This is a genomic window from Streptomyces sp. NPDC057854, from assembly GCF_042797055.1.
Taxonomy (GTDB): domain Bacteria; phylum Actinomycetota; class Actinomycetes; order Streptomycetales; family Streptomycetaceae; genus Streptomyces.
In genome coordinates this window covers 221,380-245,328 of sequence record NZ_JBHVMF010000010.1, presented here as the reverse complement: position 1 = coordinate 245,328, position 23,949 = coordinate 221,380, and the positions used below count along the sequence as shown (strand labels likewise).

The window sequence follows — 23,949 nt, the reverse complement described above, 5'->3', positions numbered from 1 at the left end:
CCCGCCGCTGCCGCTCCCGCCGCCGTTCGGTTCGCCTCCTGGCGGGTAGGCGCCGGAGGGGTCCACAGGGATCGGACGGAAGAGGGCGCCGTCATGCGTACCGGTAGCGAGCCGGCCACCGCGCGCAGCACGCTGCGGCTGCGGTTCTGGCTGAGTGCCTGGGGGATGGTGTGGGCGGTCTTCGGCACGATGGTGTTCGCGCTGGTCGGCCGTCCCGGCTGGGCGGCGGCCTGCGGGGCGCTGTTCCTGGTGGTCGCGGTCGACATGTCGATGGTTCTGCGCCATCTGCGGCAGGGCCCGCACTGGCAGCCGGGCCGGGACGTCCCGCCGTACGAGCCGGACCGCGGCGGACGGGGCCGCTGACTGGCGGCCCCGGTGGTCAGTCCTCGGCGCCGAAGCCGGCCGCGCGGACGTACTCGGGCCGCGGGTCGAGCGCGGCGGCCAGGCGGAAGTGCCGGGTGGCCCGGTCCTCCTGTCCGGAGCGCTGCAGCGTGCGGGCCAGGGCGAAGTGCGCGAACGCGTTGTCCGGCTCGCGCTCCAGCACCAGCTCGAACTCCAGCTGCGCGGGTCTCAGCTGGGCCGCGGCAAAGAAGGCCCGGGCCCTCAGGAGGCGGGCGGCGGTGTTCTCCGGGTGCTCGGCGATGACCGAGTCCAGCAGCTTCACGGCACCCCGCGGGTCCCGCGCCGCCAGCAGCTGTTCCGCGGCACGGAAGTCGATGACGTGCGTCTCCGGATTTCTCTCGGCCATGAACTGCATCCTTCCCATCTTCCGGCCCGGGAACACCGGAAGCGGTGGTCCCGGGCGCTACGCGGTCCCGCCCGCCCGGCGCGCCAGCTCGTCCCACACCTTCCGGACCTGCGGTTCCAGGGCGTCGAGCGGGCCGTCGTTGTCGATCACGAGGTCCGCGATCGCGAGCCGGTCCGCACGGCCGGCCTGGGCGCTCATGCGGGCCCTGGCCTCGTCCTCGGTCATGCCCCGGAGCCGTACGAGCCGGTCGAGCTGGGTCTCGGGCGAGGCGTCCACCACGACGACGAGGTCGTAGAGCGGCGCGAGGCCGTTCTCGGTGAGGAGCGGTACGTCGTGGACGACCACGTCCCCGGGGGCCGCCGCGCTCTCCAGTTCGGCCGACCGGGCCCCGACGAGGGGGTGCACGATCGCGTTGAGCGCGGCCAGCCGCTCCGCGTCGGCGAAGACGAGGGAGCCGAGCTTGGGCCGGTCCAGGGTGCCCTCCTCGGTGAGGACACCGTCCCCGAAGGCCGCCACGACGGCGGCGAGCCCCGGCGTTCCGGGTTCGACGACCTCACGGGCGATCCGGTCCGCGTCGATCAGCACGGCCCCGTACGAGACGAGAAGCCGCGACACCTCACTCTTGCCGGCGCCGATTCCGCCGGTCAGGCCCACCTTCAGCATGGGCGGCAGCTTAGGCCCTGGCCGCGCGGGGCTAGGCGTCGCCCTCGCGTTCGGCGAGGAAGCGCTCGAACTCGCGGCCCAGCTCGTCGGCGGAGGGCAGGTCGACGGGTTCGGCCACGAGGCTGCCGCGGGTCTCGGCGCCGGCCATCGCGTCGTACTGGTGCTCGAGGCCCTGGACCAGGGCGACCAGCTCCTCGTCGCCCGCGCCGATCTGGCGCTCGATCTCGGTCTGGGTGCGGCGGGCCTCGGTGCGCAGTGCGTGGGCGACGCCGGGGAGGACGAGCCCGGTGGCGGCGGTGACGGCCTCCAGGGCGGTGAGCGCCGCGTCCGGGTACGGGGAGCGGGCCACGTAGTGGGGGACGTGGGCGGCGACGCCGAGCGTGTCGAAGCCGGCTTCGGTGAGCCGGTACTCGATGAGGGATTCGGCGCTGCCGGGCACCTGGGCCTCGTCGAAGGGGCTGCGGTGGCCGGGCATGAGGTCGGTGCGGTTCCCGTGCGGGGTGAGGCCGACGGGCCGGGTGTGCGGGACGCCCATGGGAATGCCGTGGAAGTTGACGGCGAGCCGGACGCCGAGCCGTTCGGTGATCTGGGCGACGGCGGCGGCGAAGCGCTCCCACTCGACGTCCGGCTCGGGGCCGGAGAGGACGAGGAAGGGGGCGCCGGTGGCGTCCTGGACGAGGCGGACCTCGATGGCCGGCGTCTCGTACGCGGTCCAGCGGTCGCGCCGGAAGGTCAGCAGGGGGCGGCGGGCGCGGTAGTCGACCAGCCGGTCGTGGTCGAAGCGGGCGACCACCTGGTTCGGCAGGGTGTCGAGGACGTTCTCGACGATCTGCTCGCCGGTCTCTCCGGCGTCGATGTAGCCGTCGAAGTGGTACAGCATGACCAGTCCGGTCGACTCCTGCGCCAGGGCCAGATCGACCACGGCCAGGCCCTTGGCGTCCCACTCGTACAAATCCTGGGGATCAAGCACGGTTACCGCTCCTCCTCGCGTCTTCGGGGAGAACGCCCCCGGGGGGCAAGGTCATTCCCGGCGGCGGGCGGTTCCTGGGCCGGAAACGCGACCGGGGCCCGCTCCCCCGGAAGGGAGCGGGCCCCGGTGTGCTACTGGCGGCTAGTGCCGCTCAGCGGTGCGAGCTGTTCAGCTCTGGCCGCCGGCGAGCTTCTCGCGCAGGGCGGCGAGGGCCTCGTCCGACGCCAGGGCGCCGGCGCTGTCGTCCGACTCCGAGGAGTAGGAGCCACCGGACACGCCCGCCGAGGCACCGGCCGGAGCGGCGGCGCCACCCTCGGCAGCGGCGGCCTCGTCGGCCTCGCGGGACTTGATGACCTGGGCCTGGTGCTGCTCGAAGCGCGCCTGCGCCTCGGCGTACTGGGCCTCCCACGCCTCGCGCTGGGTCTCGTAGCCCTCGAGCCAGTCGTTGGTCTCGGGGTCGAAGCCCTCGGGGTAGATGTAGTTGCCCTGGTCGTCGTAGGACGCGGCCATGCCGTACAGGGTCGGGTCGAACTCGACCGACGCCGGGTCGGCACCGAAGGACTCGTTGGCCTGCTTCAGGGACAGCGAGATCCGGCGACGCTCGAGGTCGATGTCGATGACCTTGACGAAGATCTCGTCGTTGACCTGGACGACCTGCTCCGGGATCTCCACGTGGCGCTCGGCCAGCTCGGAGATGTGGACCAGGCCCTCGATGCCCTCGTCGACGCGGACGAACGCACCGAACGGAACCAGCTTGGTGACCTTGCCGGGGACGACCTGGCCGATCTGGTGGGTGCGGGCGAACTGCTGCCACGGGTCCTCCTGCGTCGCCTTCAGCGACAGGGAGACACGCTCGCGGTCCATGTCCACGTCGAGAACCTCGACGGTGACCTCCTGGCCGACCTCGACGACCTCGGACGGGTGGTCGATGTGCTTCCAGGACAGCTCGGAGACGTGGACGAGACCGTCGACGCCGCCCAGGTCCACGAAGGCACCGAAGTTGACGATCGAGGACACGACGCCGGAGCGGACCTGACCCTTCTGGAGGGTCGTGAGGAAGGTCTGGCGGACCTCGGACTGGGTCTGCTCCAGCCAGGCGCGGCGGGACAGGACCACGTTGTTGCGGTTCTTGTCCAGCTCGATGATCTTCGCCTCGAGCTCCTTGCCCACGTAGGGCTGGAGGTCGCGGACACGACGCATCTCGACCAGGGAGGCCGGGAGGAAGCCGCGGAGGCCGATGTCGAGGATGAGACCACCCTTGACGACCTCGATGACGGTACCGGTGACGATGCCGTCCTCTTCCTTGATCTTCTCGATGGTGCCCCAGGCACGCTCGTACTGGGCGCGCTTCTTCGAGAGGATCAGGCGGCCTTCCTTGTCCTCCTTCTGGAGAACAAGGGCCTCGATCTCGTCGCCGACCTTGACGACCTCGTTGGGGTCGACGTCGTGCTTGATCGAGAGCTCGCGGCTCGGGATGACACCTTCGGTCTTGTAACCGATGTCGAGCAGGACCTCGTCCCGGTCGACCTTCACGATGACGCCGTCGACGATGTCGCCGTCGTTGAAGTACTTGATCGTCTCGTCGATCGCGGCGAGGAAGGCTTCCTCGTTACCGATGTCGTTGACCGCAACCTGCGGGGTGGTGGCGGTGGTCTCGGTGCTGCTCGTCATGTGGGAAAGGGCTCCGGTTACGGACAGAAAGTCGTAGGTACTGCTACGCCGAGAGCCCGTATCGCACTGAAGAAGCCGGACAGCTGATGAAGCGCCTTCCGACGGGTCGGGGGCGCCTCGTAAACCGAGGGGACTGCAACAGGTGCGAGCGCGGCCTGCTCCGTCTGAGGCGCGCAGGCCCGCAGCGCAACCTTTAGCATACGGGGGCGGCCGGACAGGGTCAATGCGCGAAGCGCGCACCCGGGACAGAACCGCGCAAACCCGGCACAACTCATGCCGGTTCGGGTCGGCCGTGTCCATCCGCGCCTCATCGGCGGGGTCCGCCGGAGGGCGGCACTGAGCGCAAACTACATCGACGGGCGAGATGAACCAAGAGTACGCACACGAAGTCCCCTTCTCCTCGGGCGAGGAGGAGGCGGAGGCGACCCGGCGTGACGCGGGGGACGCGGAGAGCAGCCGGGCGAGCCGCGGCTGGTGGGACCGGAACGCCGACGAGTACCAGACGGAGCACGGCGCCTTCCTCGGCGACGACCGGTTCGTGTGGGGTCCGGAGGGGCTGGACGAGGCCGAGGCCGGACTGCTCGGGCCGGCGGAGGGGCTGAAGGGGCTCGACGTCCTGGAGATCGGCGCGGGCGCGGCGCAGTGCTCGCGGTGGCTGGCGGCGCGGGGCGCACGGCCGGTGGCGCTCGACCTGTCGCACCGGCAGCTCCAGCACGCCCTGCGGATCGGCGGGGAGGTGCCGCTGGTGGAGGCGGACGCGGGGGCGCTGCCGTTCCGCGACGGCTCGTTCGACCTGGCGTGCTCGGCGTACGGGGCGGTGCCGTTCGTGGCCGATCCGGTGCGGGTGTTCCGCGAGGTGTGGCGGGTGCTGCGGCCGGGCGGCCGGTGGGTGTTCTCGGTGACGCACCCGATCCGCTGGGCGTTCCCGGACGAGCCGGGGCCGGAGGGCCTGTCGGTCGCCGCCTCCTATTTCGACCGCACGCCGTACGTCGAGCAGGACGAGTCGGGGCGGGCGGTGTACGTGGAGCACCACCGGACGCTCGGGGACCGGGTGCGGGACGTGGTGGCCGGGGGCTTCCGGCTGGTGGACCTGGTCGAGCCGGAGTGGCCGGCGTGGAACAGCCAGGAGTGGGGAGGCTGGTCGCCGCTGCGGGGGAATCTGATCCCGGGCACGGCGATCTTCGTGTGCGAGCGCGAGGACGGGCGCTGACGGGGCCTACAGAGCAGAGAGAAGTCTGACTGTCCTACTTATGGGCGGGCCTGTGGATAACGCGGCCCGCCTTTTCTTCGTCGCGTACGAGACTGAGTGCGTGATCCGACACGACGTACTCGATCTGCTTCCCGTCCGCCATGCCGTTCCCGAGCTGCTGGCCGCGCTCGACGAGCGCGGCACGGCGGTGCTGCACGCGCCGCCCGGCACCGGCAAGACCACGCTGGTGCCGCTCGCGCTCGCGGGGCTCATAGGGGACGGGCCGGAGCGGCGGGTGCTGGTGGCCGAGCCGCGCCGGATGGCGGTGCGGGCGGCGGCCTCGCGGATGGCGTGGCTGCTGGGCGAGGAGGTCGGCGGGGCGGTCGGCTTCTCCGTGCGCGGCGAGCGGCGGGCCGGGCCGGCGACCCGGGTCGAGGTGGTGACGACGGGCGTCCTCCTCCAGCGGCTCCAGCGGGACCCCGAGCTCGCGGGGGTGGACGTGGTGCTGCTCGACGAGTGCCACGAGCGGCATCTGGACGCGGACACGGCGCTGGCGTTCCTGGTGGACGTACGGGCCGCGCTGCGGCCGGAGCTGGGGCTCGTCGCGGCCTCGGCGACCAGCGACGCGGAGGCGTGGGCGCGGCTGCTGACCTCCCAGGAGGGCGGCGGGCCGGCGCCGGTGGTGCGCAGCGAGGGCGAGGGGCACGGGTTCGCGGTGCGTCACGTGCCGCCGCCCGCGGGGATCCGGCCGGCGCACGGCACCTGGGTGGACCCGGCGCTGCTGCGGCACGTGGCGGCGACGGTGCGGGAGGCGCTGGCGCGGCACGAGGGCGACGTCCTGTGTTTCCTGCCCGGCACCGGGGAGATCGCGCGGACGGCGGGGCTGCTGGAGGGGATGGACGCGGAGGTGCTGCAGCTGCACGGGCGGGCTCCGGCGGCGGTGCAGGACGCGGTGCTGCGGGGCGCGGGGCCGGGCGGGCGGCGGCGGGTGGTGTTGTCGACGTCGGTAGCGGAGTCGAGCCTCACCGTGCCGGGGGTGCGGGTGGTGGTGGACGCGGGGCTGGCCCGGGAGCCGCGGATGGATCACGCCCGGGGACTGGGGTCGCTGGCGACGGTGCCGGTGTCGGCCGCGGCGGCGACGCAGCGGGCGGGGCGTTCGGGCCGGGAGGCGCCGGGCACGGTGTACCGGTGCTGGTCGGAGGCGGAGGAGAGCGGCCGGGCGCGGTTCCCGTCGCCGGAGATCCGGATCGCGGATCTGACCGGGTTCGCGCTGCGAGTGGCCTGCTGGGGCGATCCGGCGGCGGAGGGCCTGGCGCTGCTCGACGCACCGCCGGGCGGGGCGCTGGCGGCGGCGCGCTCGGTGCTGGAGGCGATCGGCGCGGTGGACGCGGCGGGGCGGGCGACGGCGCGCGGGGAGCGGATGGCCGGGCTGGGGCTGCACCCGCGGCTGGGCCGGGCGCTGCTGGACGGGGCGGCCGAGGTGGGAGTGCGGCGAGCCGCCGAGGTGGTGGCCCTGCTGAGCGAGGAGCCGCCCCGGGAGTACGGGGACGATCTGACGGCCGCCTGGCGCGCGGCCCGGCGGGGCGGGGACGGGTACGGGGCGCGCTGGCGGGCGGAGGTGCGCCGGCTGGAGCGGGCGGCGGCGTCGGCGGGGGCCGGGGGCGCAGCGCGTGAGGACGGGCCGGGTGCTGAAGGGGAGGACCGGGTGGCGGGGGTGGTGACGGCGCTGGCGTTCCCCGAGCGGGTGGCGCGGCTGCGGGAGCGGGGCGGGCATCTGATGGTGTCCGGGAGCGGGGCGCGGCTCGGCGAGGGGTCGGGGCTGCGGTCGGCGCCGTGGCTGGCGGTGGCGGTGGCGGACCGGACGGCCCGGGACGCGACGGCGCGGGTGCGGCTGGCGGCGGTGGTGGACGAGTCCGTGGCGCGCCGGGCGGCTGGGCATCTGTTCCGGGCCGGTGAGGAGGTGCGCTGGGAGGACGGCGATGTGGTGGCGCGGTCCGTGGAGCGGTTGGGGGCGGTGGAGCTGACGGTGCGCCCGCTGGGGTCGGCGGCGGATCCGGTGCTGGTGCGGGAGGCGCTGCTCGACGGGCTGCGGCGGGAGGGGACGGGGCTGCTGCGGTGGAGCCGGGAGGCGGTGGAGTTGCGGGAGCGGCTGGCGTTCCTGCGGGAGGCGGTCGGCGGGGCGTGGCCGGACGTGTCGGAGGAGGCGCTGGTGGAGCGGGCCGAGGAGTGGCTGGAGCCGGAGCTGTCGCGGGCGGCGCGGCGGGCGGATCTGGGGCGGATCGACGCCGGTGAGGCGTTGCGGCGGCTGCTGCCGTGGGCGTCGGGTGAGGCGGGGCGGCTCGACGAGCTGGCCCCGGAGCGGATCGAGGTGCCGAGCGGGTCGCGGATCCGGGTGGCGTACGGGGAGGGGCGGCCGGTGCTGGCGGTGAAGCTGCAGGAGATGTTCGGGCTGGACGGGACGCCGACGGTGGCGGGGGTGCCGGTGCTGGTGCACCTGCTCTCCCCCGCCGGGCGGCCGGCGGCCGTGACCGCGGATCTGGCGTCGTTCTGGCGGGACGGCTACCGGGCGGTGCGGGCGGAGCTGCGGGGGCGGTATCCGAAGCATCCGTGGCCGGAGGACCCTTCCTCGGCGGAGCCGACGCGGCACACGAGCGCGCGGCTCAGACGGGAGGGGTGACGGGCCCCGGGGGCGCCGCCGGTCCCGTCGCCGGGGACGTCGTCGGAGGGTGCGCCGGGCTGCTCTTCGGGGCGGTTCCGGGGGCGGGGCGGCGGGAGCGGTGCTCCAGCCAGAGGGAGGCGGCGAGCAGGAGGAGGGCGAGGACGGCGAAGGTCCACGGAAGCCGGGAGACGAGGAGGAGGACGGTGGTGCGGTTGGCGGAGACCAGCTCGACGGTGTCGGCGATGTAGTCCTCGCGCATCTTCACGTGGCCGGAGAAGACGGTGACGGTGTCCTTGCCGGTGAGGGCCTTGGTGCCGCGCAGCTCCTCGGTGTGGATCTCCTCGCCGTTGACGGGGGCTCCGGTGACGGGCTCGACCCAGAACATCCGCTTGGTGGTGTACCAGCGGGTGAGGCCCATGGTCGCGATGACGTCGGGGGTGATGCCCTCGACCGGCATGGTCTTGGGCATGGGGACGCGGGTCCAGGGGATGGTCTGCTCGTAGTAGTAGACGTCCAGGCCGCGGAAGGTGCGGGTGCCCGCGTAGTGGATGGGGGACGAGGTGCGGGTCTGGGCGTCGAAGTAGAGGTAATCGCGTTTCTCGGTGAGGAAGGGCCATTTGAACTCGATGCCCTCGCGCTTGACCGGGTCGCCGTCGACCATCTCGCCGGGGGCGTTCACGGGGTCCTGGGTGTGCGCGTCAAAGATGTACCGCTCGGGGATCTTGGAGACCATCGTGCCGTCGGGGCCCATGACGTAGGAGAGGCCGTCCCAGACGACGACGTCGCGGTCGGTGCCGGCTTCGATCCGCTTCGACTCCTCGACGTTGCCCTTGAGCGTCTGGACGATCGTGATCTTCTCGACCTCGCGGGCCTTGAGGGTGCCGTAGTCGAGCAGGGTCGCGGGGCGGGCCTCCAGGACCATCTCCTGGTACTGGTTCGGCGGGATCTTGGCCAGCCGGGGGAAGGCGTACCAGCGCAGGGTGGGGGCCATGGCGGCGAGGAAGACCGCGAGGGAGAGGAGGACGAGACTGGCTCGGCGGCGCACGGGGGCTCCCTACTTCTTCGGGCCGGGGTCGGCGGTGAGCAGGGGGCGGGGCGAGGTGGGGCCGTCGGGCGGCAGGTCGACCACGGAGACGAGCAGGACGAAGAGGAGGACGGGTACGAGTCCGATGGCTGCGGCGACGAGGGCGCGCATGTCGGCCTCCCGGCAAGTTAACTGATGGGCCGTCAGGGAGGGGGCACCGTAGCAACGCGACCGTGAGATGAGAACAGCTCGTGGCGGGACGGGGTGAAACGCGGGCCGCCCCCGGCGTCCCGGGAGGGACGCGGCGGGGGCGGCGCGGAGGAGGGGTGGTGCGGGTGGTCAGCCGGTGGACGACGGGCTCGTGGAGGGGGCCGCCGACGGGGTCGCTGAGGCCGTCGTGGACTCCGGCGTGCTGGGCGTGGGGTCGGTCGTCGGGGCCGGGTCCGGGGTCGGCTCGGTCGTGGGCGGCTGGGTGGGGGCCGGGGCGGTGACGGTGAGCGTGAGCTTCAGGGTGCCGCCGCCGGGCGCGGTGAGCCAGAGGACGTACTCGCCGGCCTTCTCGCCGGCCACGAGGTCGGTGAGGGTCAGGCGGCCCTGGGAGTCGGTCTTCACGACCTTGGTGCGGATCGGGTTGCCCGCGGGGTCCTTGCCGAAGGACGGGCCGTCGGCGCTCTGGGTCGCCGCGGCCGTCGAGTCGGCGACCACCGCGGTGACGGTGACGCCGGCGGCGAGCGCGCCGGCGAGGCGGGCCTCGACGGTGACGGGGCCGTAGCCGGCGCCGGTGCGGGCGGTCAGGGCGGTGTCGCCGATCCGGGCGAGGGCGTCGGCCTTGCGGACCTCGACGGTCGCCTTCAGTTCGGCGGCCGGCAGGGAGCGGCCGGGGACGGTGGCGCGGAGGGTGAAGGACCCGGCCTTCGCGCCGGCGCGGAGGGCGGGGGCCTTGGCGACGCCCCGCGCGTCCGAGGTGACGGTGACCGTGGTGGCGCCGGCGGGGAAGCGGGCGTCGGTGGTGGCGGGCAGCTCGAAGCGGACGCTGACGCCGGCGACCGGGCGGCCCGCGGTGTCCACGGCGGTGACGGTCGCGGCCTGCGCGAAGGTGCTGTCGGTGACCGCGGTCAGCGCCGCCGTGCCGGGCGTGAGGCGGGAGACCCGGAGCGTCGGCGGGACCTCGACGGGCTTGCCGGCCGGCGGGCGGGCCGGGTCGGTGGTCGGCGGGTTCGACGGCCGGGTCGGCTGGGTGGGCTTCGGCGACGGCGTGGGCGACGTCGGCGGTGTCGTCGGGGCCGGCTCGGTGGGCTTCGTCGACGGCTTGCCCTGGGACGGGCCGGTGCTCGGGGACGGGGAGCCGGTCGGGTCGGGGCCGGACGGACGGACGGGCCTGCCGCCGGTCGGCCGGTCGCTGCGGTCGACCGGGAGGACGCCGGTGCCGTCCGGGACGGTGTGGGCGCCGCGTCCGTAGTAGTCGAACCAGGAGAGGACGGTGTTGAGGTACTCGGTGGAGCGGTTGTAGCTGAGGATCGCCCGGTCGAGGTCGGCCTTGATGGCCAGGTTCCGGTCCCCGGCGCACAGGTACATGCCGGCGGCCTGGGCGGCGTCGTAGATGTTGTTGGGGTCCTTCTTCCCGTCGCCGTTGGCGTCCTGGCCCCAGGAGGCCCAGGTGGACGGGATGAACTGCATGGGGCCGACGGCGCGGTCGTGGGTGGTGTCGCCGTCGAAGGCGCCGTCGTCGGTGTCGGAGATGTTGGCGAAGCCGACGCCGTTGAGGACCGGGCCGAGGATCGGGGAGAGGGTGGTGCCGTTGCCGTCGACCCGGCCGCCGCGGGCCTGGCCGGACTCGACCTTGCCGATGCCGGCGAGGAGCTGCCACGGCAGGTTGCAGGTGGGGTCGGTGGCCCGAACCGACGCCTCGGCGCGGCGGTAGGCGGCGAGCACCGTCGCGGGTATGCCGGCCGCGGCGGGGCCGGTGACGACCGGCAGCTGCGGCGAGACCGGCAGCATGCCGGGCAGGTTCGGCGGGTTCAGCGGCGGCAGGTCGGTGTAGTACGGCGAGTCGCCGGTCGCCGAGCCGCCGTTGACGCCGCCGGCCGGGCTGGTGGCGTCGCCGGCGCCGATCGCCTGGTCGCCGTTGAGGTTGTCGGTCGGCGGCGGGATCGCTCCCGGACCCTGCGACGCGGCGAGCGCCGCGACCGCGGCCGCCACGATCGCTCCACTCGTGGCGCCCCTGCGCAGGCGGCGGCCGAATTGCGCTGCCATACCGTGCTCCCCTCCCCGGATCGACTGCGGCCGCACGCTCCCCGCGCGTGGCCTCAGGCGACCCTATGCGATGTCCGTAACACAGAACACCAGCAGCTGACCGGGTTTCACGCTTTCGTCACCCCTTGGTCTCCCGGTGGCCGGACACGGAGGTCCGCACTCCGGGGTCCGGGAGGCCGGCGGGGAACCGCGCGGGCGGCGCGGTACCTCTTGTCGTGCGGGCCGATCATCCGTACGACCGGGAGGTTCCCTCCGTGCCCTTCACCTTGAGCCACGCCGCCGCCGTCCTGCCCGGACTGCGGCGGGACGGCACGGCGCGCGGACCGCTCGTCGCCTCCGCCCTGGTCGCCGGCAGCTTCGCACCGGACCTCACCTACTACGCGGCGACGGCGCTGCCCGGGGCGATGGAGTTCGGGGACGTGACCCACTCCCCCGCCGGGATCGTCACCGTCGACGTGCTCCTCGCCGCCGTCCTGGTGGGGCTCTGGCTGACGGTCCGTGAGCCGCTGGTGGGGCTGCTGCCGGAGCGGTGGCGCGGGCCGGTGCACTCGGTGGTGCGCGGCCGGCCGTGGCGCGGGCGGCACCCGGCCGCGCTGGCCCTGGCGTTCGCCGGGTCGGCGGCGATCGGCGCGGCCACGCACGTCGTCTGGGACACCTTCACCCACATCGACCGGTGGGGCACCCGGACCCTCCCGTTCCTGGCGGAGGTCGTGGCCGGGTTCCCGGTCTACCTGTACGCGCAGTACGGGGGTTCGGCGCTGGCGCTGGGGCTGCTCGGCTGGTTCACGGCCCGGGCGCTGCGGTCGGTGCCGGCCGGGACGCGGGCGTCCGCCGACGTGCCCGTGCCGGGGCGGCGCGGGCGGCGGGCGGCGCTGCTGCTCATCGGGGGCTGCGTGCTGGCCGGGATCGCGCACCGGGTGCTGCGCTGGGCGGCGTACTGGGGCTGGGACCGGATCGAGAACCCCCTCGACATCATCCCGACCGCCTGTTTCGGGGCGGGCGCGGGGCTCTTCGCGGGACTGCTGCTGTACGGGCTCGCCGCCCGGCTACGAGGCCCGGGGGCGGCCCGGCGGCGAGGTTCGGAAGCCGCCCGGCGGCGAGGTCCGGGAGCGGCGCCCGTCCCTGGTCCGGAGGCGTCGGCGGAAGGAGACCCGGCCGGCCGCACGGAGCGCTCCCGTCCGGGTGTTCGCCGATCCGGGACTCCGGGGTGAAGCCGCGGGCGGCGGGGGTGCCGGAGAGCCGGCGGTGGACGGCGGCGGCGACCCGCTCCAGGGTGCGGACGCCCGTCGCCATGGACGGCTGGTCGTGGCTGAGGAGGGCCATCCGGTAGTCGACGGTCCGCGCGGCGGAGCCCGTACCGCGGACGATGCCGACACTGTGGACGCGCCAGCCGTGGGTGGCGCGGGGCAGCCAGCCGTTCTTGAGGTGCACCCTCACCGTGCGGGGCGCGCCGGCGGTGACGCCCCACGCCTGGCTCGCCACGACCCGGCCCATGAGGGTGAGGGCCCGGGGGTGGCGGGAGACGGCGGCGAGCAGGGCGAGCTGGTCGCGGGCGGTGGTGCGGGTGAGGCCCCAGTAGCGGTCGTGGCCGGGGACGGTGTCGCGGGCACCGGCCTCGCGCAGGACGCGGTCGAGGCGGGCGCGGGAGAGGCCCCGCCAGAGCGCGCCGGCCGCGTCGTTGTCGGAACGGGTGATCATCGCCTCCAGGCGCTGCGACTCCAGGGCCGTGGGCGCCCGGCCGAGCTCCGCGGCGCGGCCGAGGACGGCGTGCATGATCAGGACCTTGGCGACGCTGGCGGCGTCGTACGGCCGGGTGTCGCCGAGCCGGCAGCGCAGGCCGCGCGCGGGGTCGTGGACGGCGACGGCGACCATGCCGGCGCGGCCGTCGAGCGCGGCGGCGATGTCCCGGGAGAGCCGGGCGGCGAGGGCCGGATCGCGGGTCGAGGAGCAGACGGCGGGCGCCCGCTGCGCCTCGGCGGGCAGGGCGGCGGCGAGGGTGCCGAGCAGGGCGCCGCACAGGGCCCAGCCGCACAGCCGGGGGCGGCGGATGATGATCACACCCCAGTCTCGGGAGCGCCCCCGTCGGCCCGCCCTCCGGCTGCTCCACCTGGCGCACACGCCGGTGGCCGCACCCCGTCGCGGGGGTGCGGCCACCGGTGGAGCGGCACGGGGAGTGCCGTGGGGTCAGTGCGCGGCGGAGTCCCAGTCCGGGCCGACGCCGACGGACACGTCGAGCGGGGCGCGGAGGTCGGCGGCGGCCGACATCTGCTCGCGGACCAGGGCCTCGACCCGCTCGCGCTCGCCGGGGGCGATCTCGAGCACGATTTCGTCGTGGACCTGGAGGAGCATCCGGGAGGTGAGGCCGGCCTCGGTGAGGGCCCGGTCGACGCCCAGCATGGCGACCTTGACGATGTCGGCGGCGGTGCCCTGGATGGGGGCGTTCAGCGCCATCCGCTCGGCGGCCTCGCGGCGCTGGCGGTTGTCGCTGTTGAGGTCCGGCAGGTAGCGGCGGCGGCCGAGCATGGTCTCGGTGTAGCCGGTGGCGCGGGCCTCGTCGACGACCCGGCGCAGGTAGTCCCGCACCCCGCCGAAGCGCTCGAAGTAGGTGTCCATCAGGACGCGGGCCTCGGCCGGGTCGATGTTCAGCTGCTGCGAGAGGCCGAAGGCGGACAGGCCGTAGGCGAGGCCGTACGACATCGCCTTGATCTTGCGGCGCATCTCTGCGTCGACGGCGGACCGCTCGACGCCGAACACCTGCGAGGCGACGGTGGTGTGCAGGTCCTCGCCGGAGGTGAACGCCTCGATCAGGCCCTCGTCCTCGGAGAGGTGGGCCATGACGCGCAGCTCGATCTGGCTGTAGTCGGCGGTCATCAGGGACTCGAAGCCCTCGCCGACGACGAAGCCGTGCCGGATGGCGCGGCCCTCGTCCGTCCGCACCGGCACGTTCTGCAGGTTGGGGTCGGTGGAGGAGAGGCGGCCGGTGGCGGCGACGGTCTGGCTGAAGGTGGTGTGGATCCGGCCGTCGGCGGCGATGGTCTTGATCAGGCCCTCGACGGTGGAGCGCAGCCGGGCCTGCTCGCGGTGGCGGAGCATGATGACCGGCAGCTCGTGCTCGGTCTGGCCGGCCAGCCAGGCGAGCGCGTCGGCGTCCGTGGTGTAGCCGGTCTTGGTCTTCTTGGTCTTCGGGAGGTTCAGCTCGCCGAAGAAGACCTCCTGGAGCTGCTTGGGCGAGCCGAGGTTGAACTCGTGGCCGACGGAGGCGTGGGCCTCCTTGACGGCCTGCTGCACGGCCCCGGCGAACTGCTGCTCCATGGCCTCCAGGTGGTCGCGGTCGGCGGCGATGCCGTGCCGCTCCAGGCGGGCGAGGAGGACGGAGGTGGGCAGCTCCACGTCGTGCAGCAGCCCGCGGGCGCCGACCTCGTCCAGCTTGGACTCGAAGGCGGTGCCGAGGTCGAGGACCGCGCGGGCCTGGGTCATCAGCGCCTCGGCCTCGGCGTGGTCGTCGGCGCCGAAGGCGAGCTGCCCCTCGGAGGCGGCGGCGGGGGCGAGCTCGCGGCCGAGGTACTCCAGGGAGAGGGCGTCCAGCGCGAAGGAGCGGCGGCCGGGCTTGACCAGGTACGCGGCGAGCGCGGTGTCCATGGTGACGCCGGCGACGCTCCAGCCGTGCTCGGGGAAGACCCGCATCGCGCCCTTGGCGTTGTGCAGGACCTTCGGCCGCTCCGGGTCGGCGAGCCAGGCGGACCAGGCCCGCTCGTCGGCCTCGTCCAGCTCGCTCGGGTCGAACCAGGCGGCCTCGCCGCCGGGGCCGGCCAGGGCGACCTCGGAGACGCTGCCGGTGCCCAGCGCCCAGCTGTCGACGGTGGCGACGCCGAGGGGCTGCCCGCCGTGGGCGGCCAGCCAGGGCGCCAGCTCGCCGGAGCCGAGGACGGTGAAGTCCAGCTCGACGCCGGGGGCGGGGGCCGGCGCGGCCTCCTCGGCGGAGCCCGGGTCGACGGCGAGGAGGCGCTCGCGCAGCGAGGGGTTGCGGATCTCCAGGGTGTCGAGGAAGAGGGCGACGGCCTTGCGGTCGTACGGCGCGCGGGCCAGGTCGGCGACGGTCTTCGGCAGCTCGACGTCCCGGACCATCTCGGTGAGCACGCGGTTGAGCTTGACGGACTCCAGGTGGTCCCGGAGGTTCTGCCCCGCCTTGCCCTTGACCTCGTCGACGCGCTCGACCAGCTCCGCGAAGGAGCCGAACTGGTTGATCCACTTGGCGGCGGTCTTCTCGCCGACGCCGGGGATGCCGGGCAGGTTGTCCGACGGGTCGCCGCGCAGCGCCGCGAAGTCGGGGTACTGGGAGGGGCTGAGGCCGTACTTCTCCTGCACCTTCTCCGGGGTGAAGCGGGTCAGCTCGGAGACGCCCTTGGTGGGGTACAGCACCGTGGTGTGGTCGCTGACCAGCTGGAAGGAGTCCCGGTCGCCGGTGACGATCAGGACCTCGAAGCCCTCGGCCTCGGCCTGGGTCGCCAGGGTGGCGATGACGTCGTCGGCCTCGAAGCCGTCGACGGCGAACCGCGGCGCGTGCATCGCGTCGAGGAGTTCGCCGATCAGCTCCACCTGCCCCTTGAACTCGTCGGGGGTCTTGGAGCGGTTCGCCTTGTACTCGGGGAACTCCGTCGAGCGCCACGTCTTGCGGGACACGTCGAACGCGACGGCGAAGTGCGTGGGCGCCTCGTCGCGCAGGGTGTTCGCCAGCATGGACGCGAAGCCGTAGATCGCGTTGGTGGGCTGCCCGGTCGCGGTGGTGAAGTTCTCCGCGGGCAGCGCGAAGAACGCCCGGTACGCGAGCGAGTGCCCGTCCATGAGGAGCAGGCGGGGACGGGTGTCTGCGGGGTTCTTCGATGCTGTCTCGGCCACACGACGATCCTGCCACGGACCGCTGACAATCCCGTCCACACCGGCGGGGGTGCCGGACTGTCGGTGGCGCGTGACAGGATCGGAGACGTACGCCGCACGATGATCGCCCAGGTGATCGCTCAAGGGAGAGCGCGATGGTCAGCAAGCCGCCGGCCGGAGACCCGGTCCAGGACGCACCGCAGGTCACGCCGCCGCAGCACGCCGCCGCCGGCCTGCCCGCCATCGGGCACACCCTGCGGATCGCGCAGGAGCAGATGGGCGCGGTCCGCACCGCGCGTACCCTCCTCAAGGTCAATCAGAAGGACGGCTTCGACTGCCCGGGCTGCGCCTGGCCCGAGGGGGACAAGCGGCACCTGGCGGAGTTCTGCGAGAACGGGGCGAAGGCGGTCGCCGAGGAGGCGACGCTGCGGCGGGTGACGCCGGAGTTCTTCGCCGCGCACCCGGTCGCGGAGCTGGCGGAGAAGAGCGGGTACTGGCTGGGGCAGCAGGGCCGGATCACCCAGCCGGTGTACCTGCCGGAGGGCGCCGACCGCTACGAGCCGGTGACCTGGGAGCGGGCCTTCGCGATCCTCGCGGAGGAGCTGACCGCGCTCTCCTCCCCCGACGAGGCGCTCTTCTACACCTCGGGCCGGACCAGCAACGAGGCCGCGTTCCTGCTCCAGCTCTTCGCCCGCGAGTTCGGCACCAACAACCTGCCGGACTGCTCGAACATGTGCCACGAGTCCTCGGGCTCGGCGCTGACCGAGACGATCGGCATCGGCAAGGGCAGCGTCTCCCTGGAGGACCTGCACCGGGCGGACCTGATCATCGTGGCGGGGCAGAACCCGGGCACGAACCACCCGCGGATGCTGTCGGCGCTGGAGAAGGCGAAGGCCGGGGGCGCCCGGATCATCTCGGTGAACCCGCTGCCGGAGGCGGGTCTGGAGCGGTTCAAGAACCCGCAGACCCCCCAGGGCATGCTGAAGGGCGCGAAGCTCACCGACCTGTTCCTCCAGATCCGGATCGGCGGCGACCAGGCCCTCTTCCGGCTGCTGAACAAGCTGGTCCTGGAGACGCCCGGCGCCGTCGACGAGGAGTTCGTACGGGACCACACCCACGGCTTCGAGGAGTTCCGCGCGGCGGCCGCGGAGGCCGACTGGACGCAGACGCTCGCGGCGACGGGGCTGTCCCGCGCGGACATCGAGCGGGCGCTGGAGATGGTGCTGGCCTCGGAGCGGACGATCGTCTGCTGGGCGATGGGCCTGACCCAGCACAAGCATTCCGTGCCGACCATCCGCGAGGTGGTCAACCTGCTGCTGCTCCGGGGGAACATCGGCCGGCCGGGCGCGGGCGTGTGCCCGGTGCGCGGGCATTCGAACGTGCAGGGCGACCGGACGATGGGCATCTTCGAGCGCCCGGCGCCGGCGTTCCTGGACGCGCTGGACAAGGAGTTCGGGATCGTCTCGCCGCGCCACCACGGCTTCGACGTGGTGCGGTCGATCCAGGCGCTGCGGGACGGCGAGGCGAAGGTCTTCTTCGCGATGGGCGGGAACTTCGTCGGCGCGACCCCGGACACCGAGGTCACCGAGGCGGCGATGCGCAACGCGCGGCTGACCGTGCACGTGTCGACCAAGCTGAACCGTTCGCACGCGGTGACCGGCCGGCGGGCGCTGATCCTGCCGACGCTGGGGCGCACGGACAAGGACGTGCAGAAGAGCGGCCGCCAGTTCGTGACGGTCGAGGACTCGATGGGCCTGGTGCACGCCTCGCGCGGCAACCTGCCGCCGGCGAGCCCGCACCTGCTGTCGGAGCCGGCGATCGTGGCGCGGATGGCGCGGGCGGTGCTGGGCGAGGGGTCGCGGACGCCGTGGGAAGCGTTCGAGGCGGACTACGCGGCGGTGCGGGACCGGATCGCGCGCGTGGTGCCCGGTTTCGAGGACTTCAACGCGCGGCTGGCGGCGAACCCCGGCGGTTTCGCGCTGCCGCACGCGCCCCGGGACGAGCGGCGCTTCCCGACGAAGACCGGCAAGGCCAATTTCACGGCGGCGCCGGTGGAGTACCCGCGGGTGCCGGAGGGCCGGCTACTCCTCCAGACGCTCCGCTCGCACGACCAGTACAACACCACGATCTACGGCCTGGACGACCGCTACCGCGGGATCCGGGGCGGCCGGCGGGTGGTGCTGGTGCACCCGGAGGACGCGGCGGCGCTGGGGTTCGCGGACGGGCAGTACGCGGATCTGGTGAGCGAGTGGTCGGACGGCGTCGAGCGGCGGGCGCCCGGTTTCCGGGTGGTGCACTATCCGACGGCGCGGGGCTGCGCGGCGGCGTACTACCCGGAGACGAACGTGCTGGTGCCGCTGGAGTCGACGGCCGACGTCAGCAACACCCCCGCGAGCAAGTCCGTGGTCGTGCGTCTGGAAGAATCTGCGCCACCGTCCGTCTAAGCGCTTGCTCAGGGAGCGGGTGGGCGGACAGGATCAGCCGTACGAGGACGAACGGAGCCGGGCCATGGGTGAGCAGCAGCATGTGAAGTTCCCGCAGGAGGTCATCGACGAGTACGCCGCGCTCGGCGTGGACCTGCCGGCGCTGTTCTCGGCGGGCCACCTCGGGAACCGGATGGGCGTGCAGATCCTGGAGGCGTCGGCGGAGCGGGTCGTCGGCACGATGCCGGTGGAGGGCAACACCCAGCCGTACGGGCTGCTGCACGGCGGCGCCTCGGCCGTGCTCGCGGAGACGCTGGGCTCTGTGGGGTCGATGCTGCACGGCGGCTCGTCCAAGATCGCGGTAGGCGTGGACCTGAACTGCACCCACCACCGCGGGGCCCGGAGCGGCCTGGTGACCGGTGTGGCGACGCCGGTGCACCGCGGGCGGTCGACGGCGACGTACGAGATCGTCATCAGCGACGAGGAGGGCCGCCGGGTCTGCTCGGCGCGCCTGACCTGCATGCTGCGGGAGATCGGTCCGCTGGACGCGGGCAACCTGCCGCAGGAGGGCAAGATCGCCGGCGCCTGAGCCGGCACCCTAGCCTGAGCCGGCATCTGAGCCGGCACCGGCCCGCGCTGGGCCCGCACCGGCCGGCGCACCGGCACAGCACGCCCGGAGGGGGCGGTACGCGGAGGCGTACCGCCCCCTCCGGCGTTCCCGGTGACGGGCCGCCAGGGGACGCGCGGTCACCATGCGCTTCAATTGCCGTCCCCCCGGGGCGGTTTCACGCCAGCCCCTCCCAACTCCCCAGCCTCGGAGGTACGTTCGAAAGCGAGGGGTTCCGGCCGCACCCGGGGGGCGTCCCGCGGCCGAGTCGCCACCCCTCCTTCCGTCACGCTCCGTGATCGCCGCCAGGAGGCGCCCACAGGGGTCCGGCGCTTGACATCCGTCCGCTCAGTTCGGGCGCCCCGTCCGATATCCGGAGAGCCGGCGAAGTTTCCCGTCAGTACCAAGATTCCCTCAAGCCCCTTAGCGGAACTGGGCGTTCTCAGCATGTGAACACCTTGTTACACGCCGCTATGCCCGGTTTTGGATGGACCTCTCAGCCCCGCTCCCCCCGTCGGCATAACAAGACAGTCACATCCTTCACTCGCCGCTCCCCGACCCTCCCCACCTGCGCCTAGAGTCACCGCCAGTCACCGCGCCACTGGGCGCGACCTCGTGCACGGCCTCGTACCAGCACTCAGTACGGCCCGGCAGTCACCAACGGCACCTCTTGCTCCGCAGCTCCACGGCACCGCCTCGGCAGAGGGGGCCGCGCCAGGGAAAGGACCCTTCGTGCGAAACCGTTCGTTGCTCATACTCACCACCGCGGTCACCGCGGGAGCGCTCACCCTCACCGCCTGCGGTTCGCGCGACGACAAGGGCAAGGGCGGCGACGGCTCCGGCGAGGGCGGCGGCATCACCGTCACCATCGGTCTGGACGCCCCGCTCACCGGTGAGCTCTCGGCCCTCGGCCTCGGCATCAAGAACTCGGCCGACCTCGCGGTCAACACGGCCAACAAGAAGCAGTACGTCAAGGGCGTCACCTTCAAGCTGGTGGCCCTGGACGACCAGGCCCAGCCGTCCGCCGGCCAGCAGAACGCCACCAAGCTGGTCGCCGACAAGACCGTCCTCGGCGTGGTCGGCCCGCTGAACTCCGGCGTCGCCGAGTCCATGCAGAAGGTCTTCGACGACGCGAAGCTGGTGCAGGTCTCCCCGGCCAACACCAACCCGTCGCTGTCCCAGGGCCCGAACTGGGCCGCCGGCGAGAAGAAGCGCGGCTACAAGTCGTACTTCCGCACCGCCACCACCGACGCCATCCAGGGCCCGTTCGCGGCCCAGTACGTCTTCAAGGACGCCAAGAAGACCAAGGCGTTCATCATCGACGACAAGAAGACCTACGGCGCCGGCCTCGCGGGCACCTTCAAGGGCGAGTGGGAGAAGCTCGGCGGCAAGGTCGTCGGCACCCAGCACATCGACCCCGACACCAAGGACTTCTCCGCGGTCGCCACCCAGGTCAAGAGCTCCGGCGCCGACGTCGTCTACTACGGTGGCGAGTACCCGGCCGCCGGCCCGCTGGCCAAGCAGATCAAGGAGGCCGGCGCCAAGGTCACCGTCGTCGGCGGCGACGCGCTCTTCTCCCCCGAGTACGTCAAGCTCGCCGGTGCCACCGCGGCCGAGGGCGACATCGCCACCTCCGTCGGCGCCCCGATCGAGTCCCTCAACTCCGCCAAGGAGTTCCTGGCCAACTACAAGGCCGCGAACTACAAGGAGGCCTTCGAGGCCTACGGCGGCTACTCCTACGACTCGACCTGGTCGATCATCGAGGCCGTCAAGAAGGTCGTCGAGGGCAACGGCGGCAAGCTCCCCGACGACGCCCGCGCCAAGGTCGTCGAGGCCCTGCAGGGCGTCTCCTTCGAGGGCGTGACCGGCTCGGTCGCCTTCGACGAGTTCGGTGACACCACCAACAAGCAGCTCACCGTCTACCAGGTCCAGGGCGGCGCCTTCAAGCCGGTGAAGTCCGGCACCTTCGGCGGCTGATCCCCAGCTCCACCCCACCTCAGCACCACTTTCACCGCGCGGGGGGCCGCACACCATCGGCGCCCCGCGCGGTGTCATATCCGTCGAAAGTCTCGGAGGACAATGCGGTGAACGAACTGCCGCAGCAGCTGGTCAACGGCCTGCTACTGGGATCCATGTACGGGCTGGTCGCCGTCGGCTACACGATGGTCTACGGCATCGTCCAGCTCATCAACTTCGCCCATGGCGAGATCTTCATGACCGGTGGCTTCGGAGCCCTGACGGTCTGGCTCATCCTGCCCGGCGGCACCAGCATGTGGGTCGCGCTGCCCCTCATGATCATCGGTGCCGTGATCGTCGCGACGACCATAGCCGTCGGAGCGGAACGTTTCGCCTACCGTCCGCTCCGCGGCGGTCCACGGCTCGCGCCGCTCATCACGGCCATCGGCCTCTCCCTCGCCCTGCAGTACGCGGTCTGGGTCTGGTACCCGGAGGCGAAGTCCGCCCGGACCTTCCCGCAGATCCCCGGCGGCCCGATCGAGCTCGGCCCGGTCACCGTCCAGACCGGCGACGTCTTCCTGGTGATCGCCGCCCCGATCTGCATGGCCTTCCTCGCCTTCTTCGTCATGCGCACCCGCACCGGACGCGGCATGCAGGCCACCGCGCAGGACCCGGACACCGCCAAGCTCATGGGCGTCAACACCGACCGGATCATCGTGATCGCGTTCGCCCTCGGCGCCGTGTTCGCCGCCGTCGGCGCCGTCGCGTACGGCCTCAAGTACGGCGTCGTCGACTACAAGATGGGCTTCCTCCTCGGACTCAAGGCGTTCACCGCCGCCGTCCTCGGCGGCATCGGCAACATCTACGGCGCCATGATCGGCGGCCTCGTCCTCGGCGTCGCCGAGACCCTGGCGACCGCCTACGTCGACCAGATCCCCGGTATGGAGCAGCTCGGCGGCCAGTCCTGGGCCAACGTCTGGGCCTTCGTACTCCTCATCGTCGTCCTCCTCGCCAGGCCGCAGGGCCTGCTCGGCGAGCGCGTCGCGGACAGGGCGTGAGCACCATGACCACCATCTCCGAGAACCCCCAGGCACCCGCCGCCGACGAGACCGTGAAGACCGCCCACCGCGGCCTGATCGGCTTCCTCCCCGAGCGGGCCGCCCGCGCCACCGTCCTCGGCGGCGCCGTCCTCACCGTCGCGAGCTGCTTCCTCTCCTGGACCTGGGACTCCAGCTTCCCCGGCGACCTCACCGTGTACGGCTACCCGGCCGGCCTCCAGCTCCAGGTGCTGGTGACCGGACTGCTCACCGTCCTCTTCGCCCTCTCCTCCTACGGGATCAAGGGGCTCGGCTGGCTGACCCCGGCCGGCGCCGACGGCGCCGTCAAGTTCGCCGCGCTGGCCTCCTTCGGCACCGCCTGGTTCACCGTCATCGCGATCAGCGTCCAGCTCGGCGGCCTGGTCAACCTGGAGCCCGGCGGCGTCGTCCTCGCCGTGGCCACCCTCGTCACCCTGATCGCCGCCCTGGCCCTGCCCTTCACCCACCCGACCGTGCTGCCGGTCGACCCGGAGGACACCGCCTGGGACCAGTTCACCCAGCGCCGCCGCAACAAGTGGGCCACGGTCAAGGCCGCCTTCGCCGCCCCGCGCCCGGTGAAGAAGCTCCCGCCGCTGCCGTCCGCCGTCGAGATCCTGATCATCGCCGTCGTCCTCGGCCTGGCGCTCAGCGTCTTCACGTACGGCATCGGCACCGAGTACGACGAGTTGTTCCTCGGCTTCCTGATCACGGCCGGCCTCGGCTTCGCCGCGGTCAGCGCCTCCGGTCTGCTCAAGCAGGCCACCCAGCTCACCGCGAAGCACCAGAACCTGTCGATCGCCGGCGCGTTCATCGCCGCCGCGCTCTTCCCCTTCACCCAGACCGACGACCAGTACGCGACGCTCGGCGTCTACATCCTGATCTTCGCCACGGTCGCCCTGGGCCTGAACATCGTCGTCGGCCTCGCCGGCCTCCTCGACCTCGGCTACGTCGCCTTCCTCGGCGTCGGCGCCTACGCGGCGGCCCTCGTCTCGGGCGCCCCGACCTCGCCCTTCGGCGTCCACTTCCCCTTCTGGGCGGCGATCCTCGTCGGCGCCGCGGCCTCGGTGGTCTTCGGCGTCCTGATCGGCGCCCCGACCCTCCGGCTGCGCGGCGACTACCTCGCCATCGTGACGCTCGGCTTCGGTGAGATCTTCCGCATCACCGTGATGAACACCGACGGCACCTCCGGCCCCGACATCACCAACGGCTCCAACGGCATCGCGTCCATCCCGAACCTGAACCTCTTCGGGTTCGACTTCGGCCAGCCGCACACCATCGCCGGCTTCACCATCGGCCGCTTCGCCAACTACTTCTTCCTGATGCTGCTGATCACGGCGGTCGTCGTGCTGGTCTTCCGGCGCTCCGGCGACTCCCGCATCGGCCGCGCCTGGGTGGCGATCCGCGAGGACGAGACCGCCGCGCTCGCGATGGGCATCAACGGCTTCCGCGTGAAGCTGATCGCCTTCGCGCTCGGCGCCGGCCTGGCCGGCCTCGCCGGTACGGTGCAGGCCCACGTCACCTACACGGTGACCCCGGAGCAGTACCTCTTCGCCGGACCCATCCCGCCCAACTCCGCGTTCCTGCTCGCGGCCGTCGTCCTCGGCGGCATGGGCACGATGAGCGGCCCGCTGGTCGGCGCGGCCCTGCTGTTCCTCATCCCGAACAAGCTCCAGTTCATGGGCGAGTACCAGCTCTTCGCCTTCGGTGTCGCGCTCGTGCTGATCATGCGCTTCCGTCCGGAGGGCATCATCGCGGACAAGCGCCGTCAGCTGGAGTTCCACGAGCACGACGACGACAACGCGCCGGCTGCGACGCCCGCCAAGGCAGGTGCCTGA

At 72.9% G+C, this 23,949-nt stretch carries 17 protein-coding genes and 1 pseudogene; 9 read left to right on the top strand and 9 right to left on the bottom strand.

Features of this window, described 5'->3' with window-relative positions; genetic code table 11:
- The first annotated feature begins 93 nt into the window (after positions 1 to 93).
- Positions 94 to 363, top strand: coding sequence for a DUF6343 family protein (locus ACFVQZ_RS17295; protein ID WP_383623356.1), 270 nt, complete (start codon positions 94 to 96; stop codon positions 361 to 363).
- Positions 364 to 379: 16 nt separating this feature from the next.
- Here ACFVQZ_RS17295 and ACFVQZ_RS17290 read toward each other — a convergent pair whose 3' ends face one another.
- The 4 genes from ACFVQZ_RS17290 to rpsA all read right to left on the bottom strand — a co-directional run bounded on the left by ACFVQZ_RS17290 (position 380) and on the right by rpsA (position 4,052).
- Complete coding sequence (locus ACFVQZ_RS17290; protein WP_030492887.1) at positions 380 to 748, bottom strand: tetratricopeptide repeat protein; 369 nt, start codon at positions 746 to 748, stop codon at positions 380 to 382.
- Between the two features lie 57 nt (positions 749 to 805).
- Complete coding sequence (coaE, locus tag ACFVQZ_RS17285) at positions 806 to 1,411, bottom strand: dephospho-CoA kinase (protein WP_383623353.1); 606 nt, start codon at positions 1,409 to 1,411, stop codon at positions 806 to 808.
- 31 nt (positions 1,412 to 1,442) lie between these two features.
- Positions 1,443 to 2,381 carry a PAC2 family protein gene (locus ACFVQZ_RS17280; RefSeq protein ID WP_383623350.1) on the bottom strand — a complete coding sequence of 313 codons (939 nt, stop codon included), beginning with the start codon at positions 2,379 to 2,381 and terminating at the stop codon, positions 1,443 to 1,445.
- Positions 2,382 to 2,549: 168 nt separating this feature from the next.
- Complete coding sequence (rpsA, locus tag ACFVQZ_RS17275) at positions 2,550 to 4,052, bottom strand: 30S ribosomal protein S1 (protein ID WP_030492890.1); 1,503 nt, start codon at positions 4,050 to 4,052, stop codon at positions 2,550 to 2,552.
- A gap of 364 nt (positions 4,053 to 4,416) precedes the next feature.
- On the opposite strand from rpsA, the gene ACFVQZ_RS17270 reads away from it, so the two are divergent.
- Together ACFVQZ_RS17270 and hrpB are read left to right on the top strand one after the other, a co-directional pair.
- Positions 4,417 to 5,262 carry a class I SAM-dependent methyltransferase gene (locus ACFVQZ_RS17270; RefSeq protein ID WP_030492891.1) on the top strand — a complete coding sequence of 282 codons (846 nt, stop codon included), beginning with the start codon at positions 4,417 to 4,419 and terminating at the stop codon, positions 5,260 to 5,262.
- Between the two features lie 100 nt (positions 5,263 to 5,362).
- Entirely contained in the window at positions 5,363 to 7,918 is a 2,556-nt protein-coding gene (hrpB, locus tag ACFVQZ_RS17265) for an ATP-dependent helicase HrpB (protein WP_383623346.1), read from the top strand.
- On the opposite strand, the gene ACFVQZ_RS17260 is transcribed toward hrpB, so the two are convergent.
- The 3 genes from ACFVQZ_RS17260 to ACFVQZ_RS17250 form a co-directional block, all read right to left on the bottom strand.
- Positions 7,902 to 8,945 (bottom strand): DUF3068 domain-containing protein, encoded by a 1,044-nt coding sequence (locus ACFVQZ_RS17260; protein WP_383623343.1) that lies wholly within the window; start codon positions 8,943 to 8,945, stop codon positions 7,902 to 7,904. The genes hrpB and ACFVQZ_RS17260 overlap by 17 nt on opposite strands.
- Before the next feature lie 9 nt (positions 8,946 to 8,954).
- A complete protein-coding gene (locus ACFVQZ_RS17255; RefSeq protein WP_107049178.1) occupies positions 8,955 to 9,095 on the bottom strand; it encodes an SPW_0924 family protein in 141 nt (46 codons plus the stop codon).
- A 168-nt stretch (positions 9,096 to 9,263) separates the two neighbouring features.
- Positions 9,264 to 11,177: a lytic murein transglycosylase gene (locus ACFVQZ_RS17250; protein WP_383623340.1), complete on the bottom strand. Its 1,914-nt coding sequence runs from the start codon at positions 11,175 to 11,177 to the stop codon at positions 9,264 to 9,266.
- A gap of 254 nt (positions 11,178 to 11,431) precedes the next feature.
- On the opposite strand from ACFVQZ_RS17250, the gene ACFVQZ_RS17245 reads away from it, so the two are divergent.
- Positions 11,432 to 12,388: a DUF4184 family protein gene (locus ACFVQZ_RS17245; protein ID WP_383623337.1), complete on the top strand. Its 957-nt coding sequence runs from the start codon at positions 11,432 to 11,434 to the stop codon at positions 12,386 to 12,388.
- Between the two features lie 157 nt (positions 12,389 to 12,545).
- On the opposite strand, the pseudogene ACFVQZ_RS17240 reads toward ACFVQZ_RS17245, so the two are convergent.
- Together ACFVQZ_RS17240 and polA are read right to left on the bottom strand one after the other, a co-directional pair.
- Positions 12,546 to 12,875: pseudogene (locus ACFVQZ_RS17240) on the bottom strand (serine hydrolase); the annotation flags it as partial.
- 486 nt (positions 12,876 to 13,361) lie between these two features.
- Positions 13,362 to 16,073 carry a DNA polymerase I gene (gene polA, locus ACFVQZ_RS17235; protein WP_383623334.1) on the bottom strand — a complete coding sequence of 904 codons (2,712 nt, stop codon included), beginning with the start codon at positions 16,071 to 16,073 and terminating at the stop codon, positions 13,362 to 13,364.
- A gap of 134 nt (positions 16,074 to 16,207) precedes the next feature.
- Between polA and ACFVQZ_RS17230 the strand changes: the two genes are divergently transcribed.
- The 5 genes from ACFVQZ_RS17230 to ACFVQZ_RS17210 all read left to right on the top strand — a co-directional run bounded on the left by ACFVQZ_RS17230 (position 16,208) and on the right by ACFVQZ_RS17210 (position 23,949).
- On the top strand, positions 16,208 to 18,496 hold the full coding sequence (locus ACFVQZ_RS17230) for an FdhF/YdeP family oxidoreductase (protein WP_030492898.1): 2,289 nt from the start codon (positions 16,208 to 16,210) through the stop codon (positions 18,494 to 18,496).
- A 64-nt stretch (positions 18,497 to 18,560) separates the two neighbouring features.
- Complete coding sequence (locus ACFVQZ_RS17225; RefSeq protein WP_036413751.1) at positions 18,561 to 19,064, top strand: hotdog fold thioesterase; 504 nt, start codon at positions 18,561 to 18,563, stop codon at positions 19,062 to 19,064.
- Between the two features lie 750 nt (positions 19,065 to 19,814).
- Positions 19,815 to 21,059, top strand: coding sequence for a branched-chain amino acid ABC transporter substrate-binding protein (locus ACFVQZ_RS17220; RefSeq protein ID WP_030492900.1), 1,245 nt, complete (start codon positions 19,815 to 19,817; stop codon positions 21,057 to 21,059).
- 107 nt (positions 21,060 to 21,166) lie between these two features.
- Positions 21,167 to 22,096 (top strand): branched-chain amino acid ABC transporter permease, encoded by a 930-nt coding sequence (locus ACFVQZ_RS17215; RefSeq protein ID WP_030492901.1) that lies wholly within the window; start codon positions 21,167 to 21,169, stop codon positions 22,094 to 22,096.
- Positions 22,093 to 23,949 carry a branched-chain amino acid ABC transporter permease gene (locus ACFVQZ_RS17210; protein ID WP_383623328.1) on the top strand — a complete coding sequence of 619 codons (1,857 nt, stop codon included), beginning with the start codon at positions 22,093 to 22,095 and terminating at the stop codon, positions 23,947 to 23,949. Before ACFVQZ_RS17215 ends, ACFVQZ_RS17210 begins: the two co-directional genes overlap by 4 nt.